The sequence below is a fragment of the Alteromonas sp. McT4-15 genome (assembly GCF_020515205.1).
Taxonomy (GTDB): Bacteria; Pseudomonadota; Gammaproteobacteria; order Enterobacterales; family Alteromonadaceae; genus Alteromonas.
This window is the reverse complement of sequence record NZ_JAJALG010000039.1, coordinates 16,878-34,823: the sequence shown is the minus strand read 5'-3', so window position 1 is coordinate 34,823 and position 17,946 is coordinate 16,878. Positions and strand designations below refer to the sequence as shown.

General features: G+C 43.1%; 9 protein-coding genes. All 9 read left to right on the top strand.

Annotated elements, in window-relative coordinates; translation table 11 throughout:
* The first annotated feature begins 397 nt into the window (after positions 1–397).
* The 9 genes from LHL20_RS18395 (at position 398) to LHL20_RS21205 (ending at position 17,940) form a co-directional block, all read left to right on the top strand.
* On the top strand, positions 398–3,319 hold the full coding sequence (locus LHL20_RS18395) for a TonB-dependent receptor (protein WP_226434321.1): 2,922 nt from the start codon (positions 398–400) through the stop codon (positions 3,317–3,319).
* A gap of 185 nt (positions 3,320–3,504) precedes the next feature.
* Positions 3,505–4,998 (top strand): tryptophan halogenase family protein, encoded by a 1,494-nt coding sequence (locus tag LHL20_RS18390; RefSeq protein WP_226434320.1) that lies wholly within the window; start codon positions 3,505–3,507, stop codon positions 4,996–4,998.
* A gap of 6 nt (positions 4,999–5,004) precedes the next feature.
* A complete protein-coding gene (locus LHL20_RS18385) occupies positions 5,005–6,492 on the top strand; it encodes a tryptophan halogenase family protein (RefSeq protein ID WP_226434319.1) in 1,488 nt (495 codons plus the stop codon).
* 314 nt (positions 6,493–6,806) lie between these two features.
* Positions 6,807–9,863 (top strand): TonB-dependent receptor, encoded by a 3,057-nt coding sequence (locus LHL20_RS18380; protein WP_226434318.1) that lies wholly within the window; start codon positions 6,807–6,809, stop codon positions 9,861–9,863.
* A 71-nt stretch (positions 9,864–9,934) separates the two neighbouring features.
* The gene (locus LHL20_RS18375) at positions 9,935–14,266 is read left to right on the top strand and encodes an alpha-1,6-glucosidase domain-containing protein (RefSeq protein ID WP_226434317.1); all 4,332 of its coding nucleotides are present in this window, start codon (positions 9,935–9,937) and stop codon (positions 14,264–14,266) included.
* Positions 14,267–14,378: 112 nt separating this feature from the next.
* Entirely contained in the window at positions 14,379–15,230 is an 852-nt protein-coding gene (locus LHL20_RS18370; protein WP_226434316.1) for a patatin-like phospholipase family protein, read from the top strand.
* Positions 15,231–15,888: 658 nt separating this feature from the next.
* On the top strand, positions 15,889–16,404 hold the full coding sequence (locus tag LHL20_RS18365; RefSeq protein ID WP_226434323.1) for an RNA methyltransferase: 516 nt from the start codon (positions 15,889–15,891) through the stop codon (positions 16,402–16,404).
* Positions 16,405–16,467: 63 nt separating this feature from the next.
* Positions 16,468–17,367 carry a PEP-CTERM/exosortase system-associated acyltransferase gene (locus LHL20_RS18360; protein WP_226434315.1) on the top strand — a complete coding sequence of 300 codons (900 nt, stop codon included), beginning with the start codon at positions 16,468–16,470 and terminating at the stop codon, positions 17,365–17,367.
* A 228-nt stretch (positions 17,368–17,595) separates the two neighbouring features.
* Positions 17,596–17,940, top strand: coding sequence for a hypothetical protein (locus tag LHL20_RS21205; protein WP_319003248.1), 345 nt, complete (start codon positions 17,596–17,598; stop codon positions 17,938–17,940).
* Positions 17,941–17,946: the final 6 nt, after the last annotated feature.

Below are 17,946 nucleotides of genomic sequence, written 5' to 3'. Positions count from 1 at the left end.
GTCCATAAAAAAATCCGATATCAGTTACCTGATACCGGATTTTGAAGCCTTGAAAAGATCGGTCAACCGATCATTAAATTCTTAACTGATCGGCATTACCGCTTTAAGCGGGCTTTTTTGTGTGTTTTCGTTAACAATCAATTAAGTATTTTTGTAACAAAATTACAGCAAATTCCTGTAAACCCCGCTATTTTACTCAGTATTCGTTGTTAAATTACATTAAAGTGTAAAAATGCTTTGTTAATTCCGTGTTGCATAAATTTTATTGAATACGTATGCAGGCAATTGTGCAAAAGGTAGGTCCTCTATAGCATTATCCCGACGAGATGTATTGTCATTTAATTGTCATAAGAACAACAAAAAGACAACAACTATAACCGTATGGGACACCCGTTTTATGAAACAATTTAAACCCAACTTAATTAAAGCTGCGCTTATTTCAGGCGGTGTAGCACTTGCTTCTACACCTGCTTTTGCACAAGAAGCTAATACTGATGCAGTTGATGAAGAAAACCTTGAAGTTATTCAAGTTAGTGGTATTCGTGGCAGCTTACAACGCGCCCAGGCGATCAAAATGGACAACACGTCTATCGTTGAAGCGCTTTCTGCAGAAGACATCGGTAAGTTACCAGATACAAGTATCGCCGAGTCAATTGCTCGTCTTCCTGGTCTAGCCGGTGAGCGTCGTAACGGCCGTACTAGTGGTCTTTCAGTTCGTGGTTTCAATGAAAACTACGTTGGCACAACACTAAATGGTCGCGAATTATTAGGTATGGGCGATAACCGTGGGGTTGAGTTTGACCTTTATCCAACGGAAATTGTTTCTAACATTCTAGTTTATAAAACGCCTGAAGCGGGTCTTATGACTCAAGGCATCGGTGGTACTGTTGACATTCAAACGGTAAGCCCACTAAGTGCCCAGAAAACCGTTGCAATTAACGGTTCATACGAAAAGAACCAAGAAGACTCAGGCAACCCTGACTTCGATAATAATGGTCACCGCCTTTCATTTAACTATGTTGATCAGTTTGCTGATGACAAGATTGGTGTAGCGCTAGCGATTGCTGATATGGAATCGCCTCGTCAGGCTCAACATTTCCGCGGTTGGGGTTATGCTAACGTGAACACGACCCCTGAGGGGACTCTCGATGATAACGGCAATCCTCTTTGGAACCCTCGTCGATTCGATGGTCAAGACACGGTTGAAGTACCAGATGGTACTGTAGTGCTTGGTGGTCATGACTCATTTACACGTTCTGCAATGCTGGAGCGTACGTCGATTGCTGGTGTTATTGAATATGCACCATCTGATAATCTTAAAGTTCAATTTGACGCTTTGTACATCGACTTCGAAGAAAACGACGTTCGTCGTGGTGTTGAAGAAGGTGGCGCAGAATGGGGTACTGGTGCCTACACAATTACTGGTGTAGAGGATGGTCTTGTAACTTCCGGTTACTATGATGGTTTCTTATCAGTAATTCGTAACGATTCTCGTCAACAAAAAGCAGAATTGACCACTTTCGGTCTTAATGTTGAATATGTAATCAACGACAACTGGACAGCGACGTTAGATGTGTCGACGGGTGAAGTTGATAAGACAATTACTGATATCGAAAGTTATTCAGGTGTTGGCCGAGCTGGTGTAGACGGTCGTCCACTTACGCCGCGCGCTTGGACAATGACGTCTACTGGTGTGGTCTATAGCGATCATCCTTCGCTAGATAGCGTTGATCTTGGTGATCCTAATGCTATTTTCCTTGCTGGTCCTCAAGCTTGGGGGGGGTCATTGAGCCCTGTTGAGCGTTTCCAAGGCGTAGAAGGTTTTGGTCCTGACACAGCCCAAGACGGTTTCGTTAACGAACCTATTTTCGACGAGTCACTAGATGCCATTCGTTTAGACCTAGAAGGTTTTGTTGAGTGGGGTATCTTCACTAAACTAACTGCTGGTGTTAACTATCAAGAACGTGAAAAATCTAAAGACAACAACGGTGCATTCCTGACCGCACCTTCTTGGCCTGACCAAGAATTAGTACCAAATCCAATTGGTACTGCTGATTTAAGCTTCATAGGCATTGACGGTGTAATTGCTTACGATGGTCTTGGTCTATATCAAAGTGGCTATTATATTGAAACGCCAGCTGAGTTATTTGAAAACGGTCGTTTCGGTGACTCGTATACTATCGCAGAAGACATTTTAACGGCTTATGCTAAGTTAGATATCGAGACAGAAATTGGTGACGTTTTAGTATTTGGTAACCTTGGTCTTCAAGTAGTTAATGTTGATCAGACTGGCTCTGGTTTTAACACCACGACTGGACCTACTGGTTTTACCGCAGTAACGCCAATCACTGATGGTGATTCATATACTGACGTACTACCAACACTTAATTTAAGCTTTGAAATTGCTGAAAACCAGTTTATTCGTACTGCATTAGGTAAAGTAATTAGCCGCCCGCGTATGGATGATATGCGTCCAAACAATACAGTCAGCTTTACGTTCAACGACCAGCAAATCATTTCTAGCGATATTGCAAATGGCCCTTGGTCAGCAAGCTCTGGTAACGCGCGTCTTAAGCCGCTAGAAGCCAACCAGTTTGATATTGCTTACGAAAACTATTTCGCAGATTCTGGTTACTTTGCCGTTAGCTTCTTCTACAAAGATTTAACTAACTGGCACGTAGCAGGTCAAACAGTGGGCGACTTCACTGATTCTTACATTGAAGGATTCCACCAGACTTCAGGTCAAACCGACATCAACGGTGATGATGTACTAGATGCTAACGACATCGTACCGCCGGCAACGTTTAACGGTATTGTAAGCTTCCGTGAAGACGGTCTTGAAGGTTTCGTGCGTGGTTGGGAGCTTCAAGGTAGCCTACCATTTGACATGATTCACGAGTCGCTAGAAGGCTTTGGTATGTTCGCAAGTGCAACGTTCCTTGATGGTCAACTAGATAATGGCGATGCAGTACCAGGTCTGTCTGAAGAGACGTACTCACTAACTGCTTTCTATGAAAGCAACGGTTTTGAATTCCGTATTTCAGGTACTAAACGTGATGCATTCGCTACTGAAACGCGCGCAGTGAGTCTTTCACTTGCTCAAATTCAAGATTTGGGTGTGAAGCAAGTTGACGCACAAATTGGTTACGATTTTGATGAGTCGGGTATTGAAGCGCTTAAAGGCCTTCGCGTTACCCTTCAAGGCCAAAACCTAACTGATGAGCCTACAATTCAAGCGAACCCTGGCGACGGTCGTCAGATCACGCAATACGAAACGTACGGACGTAACTTCCTTCTAGGTTTCAACTACACATTCTAATAAATGCTTTCGGCTTGATGAAATCAAGCGTTAGTTTAAGAATGTTGTAACAGAAACACTAGTAAACATTATGTAGTATTAAAGCCCCAAGACAGTGAAACGTATTGGGGCTTTTTTGTTGTATAGCAATTCAGGTCATGTTATCTAAGTGTAGTAAGTCAGCCGTATAAAGTGATGACAAAAATATGAAAAACAAAGCGGTAAAAAATGTAGTAATCGTTGGTGGTGGCACTGCTGGATGGATTTCAGCAGCGGTAATTAAGCGACTTATTGGTCAGGGCGTAAATGTAAACCTTATAGAGTCTGAAGAGATTGGTACAGTAGGGGTAGGTGAAGCAACTATTCCTCCCATCATTACCCTCAACAATGTGTTAGGCCTCGACGAAAAAGAGTTCATTCGTGAAACCAACGCTACCATGAAGCTTGCCATTAAGTTTGAAAATTGGCGGGTAGATGGAGAAAGTTACTTTCATACCTTCGGTGCGCCGGGAAAAAGCTACGCGTTTTGCCATTTTCATCATTACTTTAAACGCGCTCAAGAATTAGGTGTAAAAGATTCCATTTGGGATTATGACCTTAATTATTTAGCTTGTCAGGCTGGCAAGTTTGCGCATATCAAATCACCCGATCCAATCATTGAAATGCCTTATGCCTATCATTTTGATGCATCGCTTTATGCACGTTTTCTACGAAAAAAGTGTGAAGAAATGGGCGTGGTGCGCACAGAAGGTATGATCACCAGTGTTCAGCAAAATCCAGAAGATGGTTTCATTAGCGGTGTAACACTAAGCGATGGCCGCGAAATAAAAGGCGATTTGTTTATAGATTGTTCGGGCTTTAAAGGCTTGTTAACACAGCAAACATTGAATACGGGGTATGAAGATTGGTCCCATTGGCTACCGTGTGATCGCGCTGTTGCTATGCCCTCTGAGCGTTTAGAAAACACATTGCCGTATACGCGTTCAATAGCGCATTCTGCGGGTTGGCAATGGCGTATTCCTTTGCAACACCGCAATGGCAATGGGTTAGTGTATAGCAGCAATTATTATTCCGATGATCAGGCGCTCGATATCCTTGCTTCTAATTTAGATACAAAACCGTTAGCTGAACCAAATTTCATCAAATTTAGAACCGGGCGAAGACGCAAGCAGTGGAATAAAAATGTGATTGCAGTAGGGCTATCTAGTGGTTTTCTAGAACCATTAGAATCCACCAGTATTCACCTTATACAGTCTGCGGTGGTAAGGTTGATTCATTTATTTCCTCATGAAGGCATCAAGCAAAAACAAGTTGACGAGTACAACAAGCAATCACAACTTGAGTTTGAACAGATCCGCGACTTCATTATTCTTCATTATCATGTGAATGAACGTGATGATTCACATTTCTGGAAAGATCTAAGAGAAATGGATGTGCCTGAAAGTTTAACTCATAAAATGGAACTGTTTAGAGAATCGGGCAATTTATTCAGAGAGCAAAATGATTTGTTTCTGGAAAGTTCGTGGTTGCAGGTGTTGATGGGCCAAGGTGTAACGCAGCGCGACTATCATCCGTTGGCCAAGTCGCTATCTGAGCAAAAAATACTAGACTTAATGCACAATATAAAACGCATTAAAAATGAACCCATTGGCAAAATTTCCAGTCATGATGACTTCTTAAAGCAGTATTGCGGTAATTAACACGTTATGGATAAACCAAAGCACATTGTGATTGCCGGCGGTGGTACTGCTGGATGGATGGCGGCGAACTACTTTGCGCACAAATGGCAAAGTGACGTAGTAAAAGTAACGTTAGTTGAATCGCCTGATATTGGCATCATTGGTGTAGGTGAGGGCTCAACACCTACACTTAAGCGCTTTTTTCACGAACTAGGTATTCACGAGAGCGACTGGATGGGGCGTTGCAACGCTACTTATAAGGTCAGTATTCAATTTAACGATTGGAGCCCTGCCTCAGGGGTAGACAGTTATCGTCATCCGTTCATTTCACAAACCGATACCTTTACGCAACGGGCGTTTGAAGTAAATTGTCGTACGCGCAGATTAGGTTTAGACACGCACGTTAAGGGAGAAGACTTCTTAATAAACGGTGTGCTGGCCCAGCAAAACAAAGCGCCACTTACCCCCGATAATTTTCCTTTCAGAATGGAGTATGGCTATCATTTTGATAGTGCACTACTGGGTAGTTATCTGCGCGATGTTGCCGTAAGTCGAAACGTTAACCACGTTAGTGCAAACATCACTGATGTTGTATTACACGGAAACGGTGATATCCAGCAACTTATCACTGACAAGGGCAATATTGAAGGCGACTTTTTTATAGACTGCACCGGGTTCTCTTCAATGCTTTTGCAGCAAACCCTAGGCGTACGCTTTAATAGCTACAGCGATAATTTGTTTAATGATTCTGCGGTTGTTCTTCCTACCGACGTTCAGTCAACGATATCTGTAGAAACACAATCTACAGCACTTCGCAATGGTTGGTGCTGGACAATACCACTTCAAAGCCGTACTGGTAACGGGTATGTGTATAGCTCCGCACACTGCAGCAGTGATGAAGCGGAAGTGGAACTTCGCCAATTCTTAGGGCTTACCAACTCAGATGTTGATGCCAGACATCTAAAAATGAAAGTGGGTCAGGTTGAAAAGCATTGGTATAGGAATTGTCTTGCATTGGGGCTATCTCAAGGTTTTATTGAGCCATTGGAGGCAACAGCGCTACATCTTGTACAAATTTGTATTGAACACTTTGCTGATCTCTATGAAAAAGGGCAGTTCACTAATGCGCAGCAGCATGATTTCAATACCTTCGCTAAAGAGCGCTTTGACCGGGTGCGCGATTATATTGTAGCGCACTACAAATTAAATACTCGCGATGATAGTGAGTATTGGCGCGATAATAGAAACAATACTAACTTGTCGCCATCACTGATGAAAATACTGCAATGTTGGTTTAATAGGGAAGATCTTAGCGAAGAGATAAAGCGCCAAAACATAGGAATGCACTGGGATTCTGTTTCTTGGCACTGCTTGTTAGCAGGCTATGGTGCATTTCCCGCGCTAGCGGCAAATCAACCGGGGAAGGGGGATCTTTATACCGAGCAAAATGTCGCACAGTTTGTTCAAGGATGTGCCCTCAATTTTAAAGCACATGAAGATGTACTAAAACGGTGATCGTGCATTTCTAGGCTATTTTATACAGCGTATTCAACGATATGAATACGCTGGCTTTTCTCTTAGCAACGCAAATGGTTTTAACATTGCTAACGTTCTTCTCGTCAGGTTTCCCGCATACCTAATTAACCTCCTCGTTATCAAATTCAAAACGGCATTTTGTTATATGTATGTTTATAAATTGTTAATGAATACGTATGCAGTGCGTTGCTCTCTTTTTGTACAAAACTGTACTATTTGGTGTGAAACAAAAGTGACATTTTTGGGTGTGGTATTCCTGAAAGTGTTGATAATAAACAAAAAGTGGGACACCAATGAAAACATTCAAACCCAGCACTATCATGGCAGCGCTTGTCAGTAGTGGAGTGGCGTTCGCACCATTCTCGCTGTATGCGCAAGAATCTCCCGAGATAACCGTCGACGAAGTAGAAGTTGACAATATCGAACAAGACCCGGTTGAACGTATTGAAGTAAGAGGTTTCAGTACGAGCTTAATTCAGTCGTTAAATCAAAAACGCTTTTCAGATACGGTCTCTGAACAGATATCCGCCGATGACCTAGGTGGGTTACCAGATGTGTCGATGGCCGACGCACTCACTAGGCTACCAGGCATATCAGCCGTACGGACTGGCGGACAAGCTGCGCAAATTAATATTCGTGGTTTGTCAGGAGACTTTGTGTTCTCTACGCTAAATGGGCGGGAGCAGGTATCAACCAGTGGCAGTCGTGCCATAGAGTTTGACCAGTATCCTTCTGAATTAATAAGCGAGGCTGCGGTGTATAAATCACCCAAAGCGTCACTTATTGAAGGTGGTATCGCGGGTACCGTTGAGTTAAGAACGGCATCGCCACTTGCTATTGAAGAGCAGCACAAGTTTAGTGCCAATGTACGCGGAATGTACAATGACAGGGCGTCAGAGATTAGTGATGCCAAAGAATATGGCCATCGAATCAGTTTTTCATACCAAGGTAAGTTCCTCGACGACACACTAGGTGTTTCCCTTGGCTACGCGCGTTTGTTTCAACCAAGTGTGTCAACGCAGTTCATTGGCTTAGCGTATAACGGCTTAGTTGATGTTGATGGCGTTGAAGGTGATGTTCAAGGTCCTGATTCTTGCCCTGAGTGTGAGTACATTTCTGAAGGTTTCGAAATGCAGCATAAAGGCGGTGAAGAGACCCGTGATGGTTATGTTGCGGCGTTTGAATGGGCACCTATAGAGACCTTCACACTTAAAGCCGATGCCTTTATATCTAAATTTGACTCTGAAGCATTTGCACGTGGTTTCCGCGTAAAGCTCGGAGGAATTAACGCAGGTATCACTAACCCTGTTGTTGTTAACAACAGCGTAATAGGTGGTACGTTCTCGCGTACGGATAACAGCTTTACCCGCGTTGAACTCGTAAACGATGACAACCAAGACTTCGACAGCGTAACGAATGTTGGTGTTAATGCGCACTGGGAAATTACGCCTGATTTGGCTGTTCAGTTTGATGTTTCACGTTCTAGCGCAGAGAGTGACTTTCGCAATGGCCTTCTTTGGTCTTTAGTTGGAGACGATGCCAACGCAGCCAACCCTGTATTTGATGAGAATGTACAAATCTCTTATCTATTAAATGGCTTGGACCTGCCTGATCTTGGTTTCAACCAAATGGCTGCCTTTACTGACCTAGACCGTGTAATGGTGAGTAAATACGGTATTTACCCTTATGAAAACAAAGATGAATTAGATGCCTATCGCGTAGATTTTCAATACTACGTTGATACACCTATTATTTCGGGTTTTGAGTTTGGTTATCGCTACTCTGATAGAGAGTACAACAATGACCGTTCTGTTTTTGAGTACGGAAACGATAGCGCGTTTTCAGTTAGCCAGCCTCCACTTAGACTCACAGAAGACATGGTGGAACAAATCGACTGGTCAGGCGATTTTGCGTACTTCCCAAGCTATTTATCTATCGATCTAAACAGTGCTTTAAATGCGTGGTTTCCCGATGGCCGACCTATGCCGGTTCAAACATGGGGGCCTGGTGCCGCTGGTGTAATAAATGGTCCTGGTACTGGGCCCGCGACAGCATGGACACTTCAAGAAAGTGGCGATGTATTTGAAACGGTTAATTCAGCCTATTTGATGGCCAATATTAATACTGAAATTGGCGATCTCCCTATTACAGGTAATATTGGTGTTCGTTATGTTAAGAGCAAACAAAGTTCTACGACATTACAGCGTGCTACTCAACTCATTACTGACCCCGAGTCAGGCGTTACAGTCGAGCTTAGTGACCCAACTGCAGGTGCTCAAAACATTGCTGATGAAGTTGGACTTATCAACAATTTTTATCGCCCGACGGTCATCAGTCACGAATACAACGACGTTTTGCCATCAATAAACTTAAACTTCAAATTGACCGATGACACACAACTTCGTGTGGCGGCGGCAAAGGTCATGGGGCGTGCGCCAATAAATCGCTTTGCGGCGAATGCATCAACAAATGTTGAAGTGGTAACAGCATTTCAACATAGAGACTCTGGCGAAATTACGCTTTCAACACCTACCGCAAGAGTAAACGGAAGTGCCAGGAATAGCCCTTATCTAGAGCCGTTTTACGCGACGCAGTATGACGTCTCATGGGAATACTACTTTTCAGAAACAGAAGGTGCTTTGGTTATTGCTGGTTTTTACAAAGACATTGAGTCCTTTGTAGAAGACATTGAAATTGACCCTTACGATTTTGAAGCAAATGGCATTGTTACGCCTGACTCTGTTCAAGTGCCTGTATTTCTAACGCCTGAGTTCTCAGGACAAGAAGCTGAGTTAGCAAGGGATGAAAATGGCGATCCAATTTTCGTTACTGTACCAACGGAAAATGGAAGCTACAGTACCGCTGTTAACAATGCTGAGGGCGGCTATATTCGCGGTTTAGAAATTGCGTATACTCAAATATATAGCATGTTGCCAGGCATGCTCTCCGGATTAGGTGTTAGCGCAAGCTATTCCTATACAGAGAGTGAAATACAGCGAACGCTGGGTAATGGTGTTTACGCCGCTAACTTACCTGGCTTGTCGGAAAACGTGGCCACTCTCACCGTTTTTTGGGAGTACGAAGGGTTTGAGACCCGAGTCTCTAGCCGCTATCGCGATGCTTTTGTATCTCAACAAGTTGCGGTTAATGACCAAGTGGTTAATTTCGATTCTGAGTTAGTTATCGATTATCAGGCGTCTTACGAAATTAACGATAATTGGAGTGTACTGTTTCAAGTTAATAACCTGACTGATGAGCCAACCAAAAGCTATTTCTCGTCGCCAGAGCAGACCGGCACCATTCAATACTTCGGCACGCAATACTTCTTAGGGATGACATATCAATTATGAAAAATCTTACCTTAAGAACAAAGCGCAATGGCGAATGTACCGAATTTAGCAGTTTTAGTCTGGAGAATACTATGTTTACTAAAATGAGACTTTGGCAGGCAGCCTTTCTCGTAGTAGGCGGTTTAACACTAGCAGGTTGTGGTGGTTCTGGCGTTGAGTCTGGAACTAACGAACTGCTTACCTGTGATGTACCTAATGTACCAAATGAGTCGGGTACGGCTTGTGTTCCACCACCACCCATTCAGTGTGATGCACCAACCGTACCTAATGAAACGAATGATGCGTGTGTAGTGGGTGCAGACCCAGCCCTGCCAGCCCCTGTTTTTACACCATCAGACAACCAAGCGGTTTTATATTATAACCGTGCATCAGTTGATGCAGATAATTCAACTGGTGACCCAGCCTATGAAGGATGGCGTCTACACACCTGGAATAATGATACCTGTGATGCTTATGCTGACCCAGATACCGACTGGGCGAATGGTCGTGTGCATACAGGCGTTGATCCGAACTATGGCGCTTACTGGGTACTAGACTTAAAAGACGGGTACGGTGATTGTCATAACTTTATTATTCATAAAGGTACTGATGATGCGGGCAAAGAGATGGGCGGTGGTGACTTTAAAGGTTCATTAATACAGGACGATGAGACCTTTACGCGCATGAACTTCACGTTGTCAGGCGAGCCCACTGTCTTTGAATTTCCCATTCTTTCATTGGGTCCACAAGCAGTCGATATCGAGGGTTTTGGTGCACATTGGTTAGACAGCAATACGATTTTATGGGACGTTCCTGAGTCAGTGGTGGAAGTTAAACTTCACTATTCCGCACAAGCCGATCTAGAAACGTCGCTCGATGATGGTATCAATGGCACATCAATAGAGCTTGTTGAAACGAGTTTGAGTGAAGCTCAAGCAGCGAGGGCGCCGCATTTAAGTGCAATGACTGCCTGGCAAGGTGACTGGTCAACAGATGATGCGAAGACAGTATTGACTACGCAAGCCGTTGTTGGCGGTTATGACGCAGAGGGTACCCTTGTGGCGGCCACTGGAATACAGGTAGCGAATGCATTAGATGCATTGTATACAAGTGGTGACAACGACGCCGATGAAGCCATGTTTGGCGCGATTTATACTGACAGTGGTATTACTGTAGCACTATGGGCGCCCACAGCATCAAACGTTGACTTGTTGTTGTATAACGCAAGTAAAAGTCTAACCGAGCGTCTTGAAATGACGCGAGATGATGCTTCAGGTGTATGGCGTTATGACGGGGACATGTCCCTTGATAGACAGCTCTATCGCTATGAGATAACCGTTTATCACCCGGTTACCGGAAACATTGAAACGCTTTTAGTTACTGACCCTTATTCAGTTTCGCTAAGTACCAATGGCCGTTTTTCACGATTTGTCAATCTTGCTGATGAGGACTTAAAGCCTGAAGGGTGGGACACGCACGATATACCCACTATCGAAAACCCAGAAGATGCTGTTATTTATGAAGGACACATTCGCGATTTCAGCGTAAGAGATATGTCAACAAGCGAGGCAAATCGCGGTAAATATTTAGCGTTTACAGAAGAGGGGACGGCACCTGTAGCGCATCTTCAGAAACTTGTTGATGCGGGTCTCAATTACTTCCACATATTGCCTGCTAATGACATTGCGACCATCGATGAAAGCCCAAGTAATACCATAGACTTGTACGATACCGTTGGTGCGCTTTGTCGATTAAATAGTAGTGCCGCTGTTTGTGAAGAAGAAAATGCCTCTACGTTACTTATTGATGTTTACAATTCTTACGACCCATTAGCACAAGCTGCGAAAGCACAGGCGTTAACCAATGATCTTCGCGGTGTAGATACGTTCAACTGGGGTTACGATCCTCACCATTTCAATGCGCCAGAGGGAAGTTACGCATCGAGCGCGGAAGGGGTTGAAAGAATCATCGAAATGAGAGCAATGATTCAAGCTTTGCACGAAATGGGTCTTCGTGTCGCACTAGATGTCGTATACAACCATACTAATGCGTCGGGTGTATTTTCAAAGTCGGTATTAGATAAAGTAGTACCTGGGTATTATCACCGCTATGAAACAGACACAGGTGCTATTGTAAGAGAGACCTGCTGTGACGATACAGAGCCGCGCAACATCATGATGGAAAAGTTCATGGAAGATTCGCTGCTTATCTGGACTGAGCATTACAAGTATGACGCCTTCAGGTTCGACATCATGAGCCAAGCAACAAAAGATACGATGATTCGCTTACGCGACGCTGTACAAATGCTTGATGAAGATAATTATTTCTATGGCGAAGGCTGGACGAAGATTGATCGTGGTTACGAGCAAGCTAATCAGCTAAACATGGCTGGCACTGAAATTGGGACGTTTAACGACCGCATTCGTGAAGCAATTCGTCAAGGCAATATCTTTAACCCTGAATCTGATTCACTGCTTTACGACCAAGACCGCGTAAAAATGGGAATGATTGGCACACTAAAAGACTACGTGCTAGAAACTTCAGCAGGGAGTGCCGGTGCAACGAGTAATCTTGGCGGCTACGCCGATGACCCCGCTGATATTATTAATTATGTATCCAAGCATGATAATGAAACCTTGTGGGATCAGCTCAATTATACCTTACCTCAAGACATAAGCTTGCAAGAACGCGTTCGAGCGCAAAACGTTGCAATGGGTATCAACTTAGTGTCACAAGGTATCCCGTTCTTACAGATGGGGGGGGACATGCTGCGTTCTAAGTCAATGGATCGCAACACGTACGACTCTGGCGACTGGTTCAACTACGTTGATTTTACTTACCAGACCAATAACTGGAATGTAGGGCTCCCGTTAGCACAAGACAACGAAGGTCGTTGGGCTGAGATGGGAGAGTTTATCTACGACCCAGAACGTGCAGCGAGTATGGCAGACATTACGTTTGCTTCAGACGTTTTTGCAGAATTGCTCGCTATACGTATGTCTAGCCCGCTTTTCAGGTTGACCAGCAGTGAACAAATTATTGACCGCATCGGGTTTCACAATATTGGCGCACGCCAACAGCGTGGACTGATAGCCATGAGCATTGACGATGGTTTAGCTTCAGAGGGAGAAACACCTCGTGAAGACTTAGACATGCTGAATGACGCAGTAATGGTTCTGGTTAATACTGGCTATGAAGAAAAATCCATCACGGTAAATACTGCAACAGGTTTTACGCTTCACGCTATGCAGGTGAGTTCTGTTGATGAAGTTGTTCGCAACGCTTCCTTTACTGAAGGCGAAGACGGAAACGGGATTTTTACCGTTCCTGCTATGACTATAGCTGTTTTTGTTAAACCTCAAACTGGTGCACAAGGTTACGGCTTATCAGCATTTGCAACATCAGGTGCACCAGATGTTGTGCCATATGGTGATACTACTGCGTATCTGCGCGGCGACATGAATGGCTGGTCGACTGACGATGCATTTACCTACCGCGGCAATGGTATTTATCAAGTTGCAGTAACACTTGAAGCAAGTACCACATACGCATTTAAGTTCGCATCTGAAAACTGGGATACCATTAACTTTGGTGCGGCTGACGGCGACAGTGGAGTGGTCGTTGAGAATGAAGAGAAAGTGTTAGCGCGTACCAATACTAACCTGTCATTCACACCAAGCATTGGTGCAACCTACTTGTTTATAGTAGACGCATCAGATAATGAAGCGCCTATTTTAACCATTGAAAACGAAGAGCCCTATGTTGGTACGTCTGTGTTCCTTCGCGGTGCAATGAATGGATGGGGCACTGACGAAGAGTTTGTGTATCAAGGTACTCGTATATACACCTTTGCGCGTGTTTTATCTCCGGGCACTTACGAGTTTAAAGTAGCGTCAGAGGACTGGAGCACGGTCAATTTTGGAGCACTTTCAAACGATGATGCAGACCGAAACATTGTGCCAGGACAAACACTTTCATTAGGTCGTACTAATGACAATATGGTGTTAACTATTGAAGAAGAAGACCGCTATGTATTTGTCTTCGATGTTGATGACCCTGATTCACCAACAATAGGCGTATTTAAAGAAGCTTATTGGGGCGACACTGATGTATATGTTCGAGGTGGCATGAACGGTTGGGGCGCTGTAGATAGGTTTAGTTATCAGGGGGACGGTATTTATACTGCTGAACTGGAGCTTAGTGCCGGAAGTGTTGAATTTAAAGTTGCTTCAGAAGATTGGTCGACTGTTAATTTAGGTAACCCAAATGATGCTGACTCTAATGTTGTCACCATTGGCGAAACTAAGATATTAGGCGCTAGCAACAATAACTTGATGCTTGAAGTCGCTGAAGCGGGCCTGTATGAATTTAAGGTAACAGGCCCCGATGGTAATTCTCCAATGTTGTCAGTGACCAAGCAGTAATATGTGCTCTTTATACTGATTATAAAAACCGCGGTCTTTACCGCGGTTTTTTTTGGTATGTAATTTGATTATGTAATGAGACAGTAAGATTAAAGAAACTTAAGGAGAAGTTATGAAAAAGGCACTGGTAGTGGAGGGAGGGGCGATGCGTGGTATTTTTGCCGCGGGTGTACTTGATAAGCTTATGGAAGACGAAATCTATGACTTTGATTTTGCGATCGGCGTTTCAGCGGGTGCTACAAATCTCTCCACTTATGTTTCTCGTATGCCAGGACTGAGTAAAACAATCATTACTCAGTTTGCAACGAAACGTGAATTTTTTAGCCCTTTGCGATTTATTAAAGGCGGCCACATGACGGATGTGCACTGGTTGTGGCACTACGCAAAAAAGGCACTTTCGATACCCAGTATCAATGATCAGCAAACCATCCCTCTATTTGTGGGGGTTACCAATATAGCCAGTGGTGAATGTGAATATTATCGCGCTGCAGCAGATAATGTTGACGAACTCATGGTAGCGTCTTGTGCTATTCCAACAGCATACCGAGAGTCCTCTTTAGTGAATGGTATAGCCTACGTGGATGGTGGTGTAGCAGATCCGATACCTGTCAAAAAGGCTTACGACATGGGGGCAAGAGAAATTACCGTTATTCTCTCGCAGCCTTACGGATTTACTAAGCCTGAACTTAAATCTACGTGGTTACTAGAGAAGATGTACGCAAATACACCAGCACTGTTGGATAAAATGCTTAAGCGTGCATATATATACAATGAAACCCTTTCCTTTATAACTAACCCGCCTGCAGATTGTGAAATTAAGTTAATTGCGCCAAACGATGCGTTTGACGTTAAGCGACTCACCATGAACAAAAGAAAGCTACTGAAAGGGTATGCGCAAGGAAAACGAATGGGCAGACGATATACCAAGTTTTCTAAACAGGTGTCGATTCAAAGAAGTGCATAGTGTAGTGTGTGGTGATGGGTGTAACTGCGGGTGTAGCGATACGGCAACAAAACACGTTTACCGACATTTATTTACAGTTAATCGAACTGGTCATTTAAAAAATGCAATTATTTCAAGTGCATGCAGTGTTTCAAATCGCAGACGGTTAATTCCTCTGACGACATTGATATACATCGGAGATGCAGAATAAATTAAAATCATGGTTACGTGTAACTGATTTGTCTTTATTTGGATATTATGGATAAAGAGATATTGATAATAGTGTTTTGATTGTAACTTATTGTATCTGATGGATTTATATTGTCTCATTAGCCTTTCTTATCGTCTCCCGTGTAAAAAAAGGCATAACATCATCAATGTCGTAAAAATTTTACACAACGTTGGCCCTTTCTTTGCAAAGTGTCTTCCCTAGCAATCAGTGCTTTTGGTAAATGCGCCGATAAATAAAATACTAGCGTTCGAACACCGCTATTGTGTTGCTCGACTAGAGACGTCCGTAGAGCCTGAAGCTGAATTATAAAAGTTAATAAAACTATCTGACTGCTATCCGATATTAAAAAAGTGCAAGGAAAGCAATAAAACCTTGCCGCAATGGTAGATACAGATGTCATTAAATGGCAATATCGCTAACCATTACAAAAAGCATACATTCATTTACGTGCAAATTTTGAATCAGAGAGTATCAATAGGCTTAGTTAACCCTAAAAATCCGGTTAATGTGGCGTCAATTCTTCGTGCAGCAGGGTGCTATGGTGTCGCCAGTGTATTTTATACAGGTCAACGTTATCGTTTTGCTAAAGGCTTTAACGCTGATACAAAGGCGTTTCATAAAAAAATACCGACAATTGGCGTAGATAGTTTGAAAGATGTGATACCGAAAGGAGCATCTGTTGTAGCAGTTGAATTGGTTGAGGGTGCAACACCGTTGCCTGAGTTTAGTCACCCAGCCAACGCGTTCTATATGCTTGGACCAGAAGATGGCAGTATATCTGAAGAAATACTGCAATGGTGTGATCATGTAGTTTATGTACCCACATATTCCTGCATGAATTTAGCCGCTACGGCGAACGTATTGCTGTACGATAGGTTGTGTAAATCGGATTTTCAAAAGGGCGATGCGCTAATTAGAAGTAGCCGTGATAACAATAACAAAACAACAATTAAATCGAACTAAGGTGTTATTCAGACTAGGAAGTTACCCAAACGCCTAAAAATAATTAAATCAGGGGAACTTACATTGAAGCATAGAACAATAAGCGCTATCAAAGTGCTAAATAGTGTCGTGTCTAAAAAACTAAAAGAGTTACCATCTGGGTTTTCACCATTTAAAAAGAAGTTATCGTTAGATCAGGCAATTACTCGGTTTTTCTTCAGCCGATATGAGTTGGTGGTAGCTAACGATAGCGCTGATAAAGCAGTGAGCTACAAAACGCGTCATAAAGTTTATTGTGAAGAAATGAAGTTTGAGCAAGAAAACCCTCAAGCTATCGAAAAAGACAAATTCGATGACCGCGCAATTAACTGCTACATAAAACATCTTCCGACAGGTGAATGTGCGGGTACCATACGGTTGGTTTTGCCCACAGAGCAGGGATTGTTATTACCACTTGAAGAAAAATGTAGCGATGCCATCAACGATGATGGACTACTACCTTCTAATTTAGAGCCAGACAGTGTATGCGAGATATCCCGCTTGGCGATACCTCGTGAATTTAGGGAACGTCAGTTGCGTACTAGCGTTTTTAAATTAAACAAGACTCCTTCAAAGCTGAGAGGCAGAACAAAATCGTCAAGTATGGAGCAGCTGCCATATCTTTCTGTTGCGCTTTATTTAATGGCGCTAAGCCTTTGCTTGAAACTAGATATTAAGCATGCATATGTTCTTATGGAGCCCAAATTGGCCAGAAGACTAAGGTCGTTTGGTATCAACTTCACGTCTGTTGGCGATGAAGTTGAGTTTAATGGAAAGCGAGTTCCCTACAGAATATCTGCGTCAAAATTAGTTGATAGTCTGACCAAGCCTTTAAACGGTTTCTATCGCGAAATAGACAATGAGCTTCAAAAAGTTGCCGACACTATCAGCGTTCCAAAAGCGCCGGCAAGAAATAACGTACTGAAGATTGCTAAAGCCGCATAAGGGGCGTAAAAACAACAATTTGTAGTCTTTAGATTTTGTTACAAAAAATTTATTTTTTGATTATAAAAGGCGCAATGTCCTGAAAATAAAGGGGCAAATTTACAATTCTTTACACTTTGCTGGCAATTAATTGAATTAAAAAGTGTTAAGGGATTGAATGCTTAAAAACATAGGGTTATCTTTTCTTAGCTTACACTCGTAAGCGAAAAATAATAAAAGGGAAACCACATGTTTAATAAAAGCTTAGTCAATACAGCTGTCCGAAATGCAACGCTTTTCGGATTAGTTGGTACTCTTGCTTTCCCGGTAATGGCACAACAGCCAACTGAATCCGAGGAAGAAGCGGTAGAAAAAATTCAGGTCACTGGCTCTCGTATTAAGAGATCAGAGCTTTCTACTCCGGCACCAATCGTTTCTGTAAGCGCAGAAGAAATCCAACGTTTTGGTACGCCTGACCTAGGTAGTATTCTTGCTGAGTTACCTGCTATTGCAGCGGGCTCAACGCTAATTGGTAACAACAACAGCAATGCCAATGCAGGTTTGAGTTCTCCTGACCTACGTTCACTTGGTTAAAACCGT

What these genes read in the sequence shown, in the direction of transcription:
- LHL20_RS18395 (WP_226434321.1), top strand. Translation starts at nt 398, where the DNA reads ATGAAACAATTTAAACCCAACTTAATTAAAGCTGCGCTTATTTCAGGC.
- LHL20_RS18385 (WP_226434319.1), top strand. Translation starts at nt 5,005, where the DNA reads ATGGATAAACCAAAGCACATTGTGATTGCCGGCGGTGGTACTGCTGGA.
- LHL20_RS18375 (WP_226434317.1), top strand. Translation starts at nt 9,935, where the DNA reads ATGTTTACTAAAATGAGACTTTGGCAGGCAGCCTTTCTCGTAGTAGGC.
- LHL20_RS21205 (WP_319003248.1), top strand. Translation starts at nt 17,596, where the DNA reads ATGTTTAATAAAAGCTTAGTCAATACAGCTGTCCGAAATGCAACGCTT.
- LHL20_RS18370 (WP_226434316.1), top strand. Translation starts at nt 14,379, where the DNA reads ATGAAAAAGGCACTGGTAGTGGAGGGAGGGGCGATGCGTGGTATTTTT.
- LHL20_RS18390 (WP_226434320.1), top strand. Translation starts at nt 3,505, where the DNA reads ATGAAAAACAAAGCGGTAAAAAATGTAGTAATCGTTGGTGGTGGCACT.
- LHL20_RS18380 (WP_226434318.1), top strand. Translation starts at nt 6,807, where the DNA reads ATGAAAACATTCAAACCCAGCACTATCATGGCAGCGCTTGTCAGTAGT.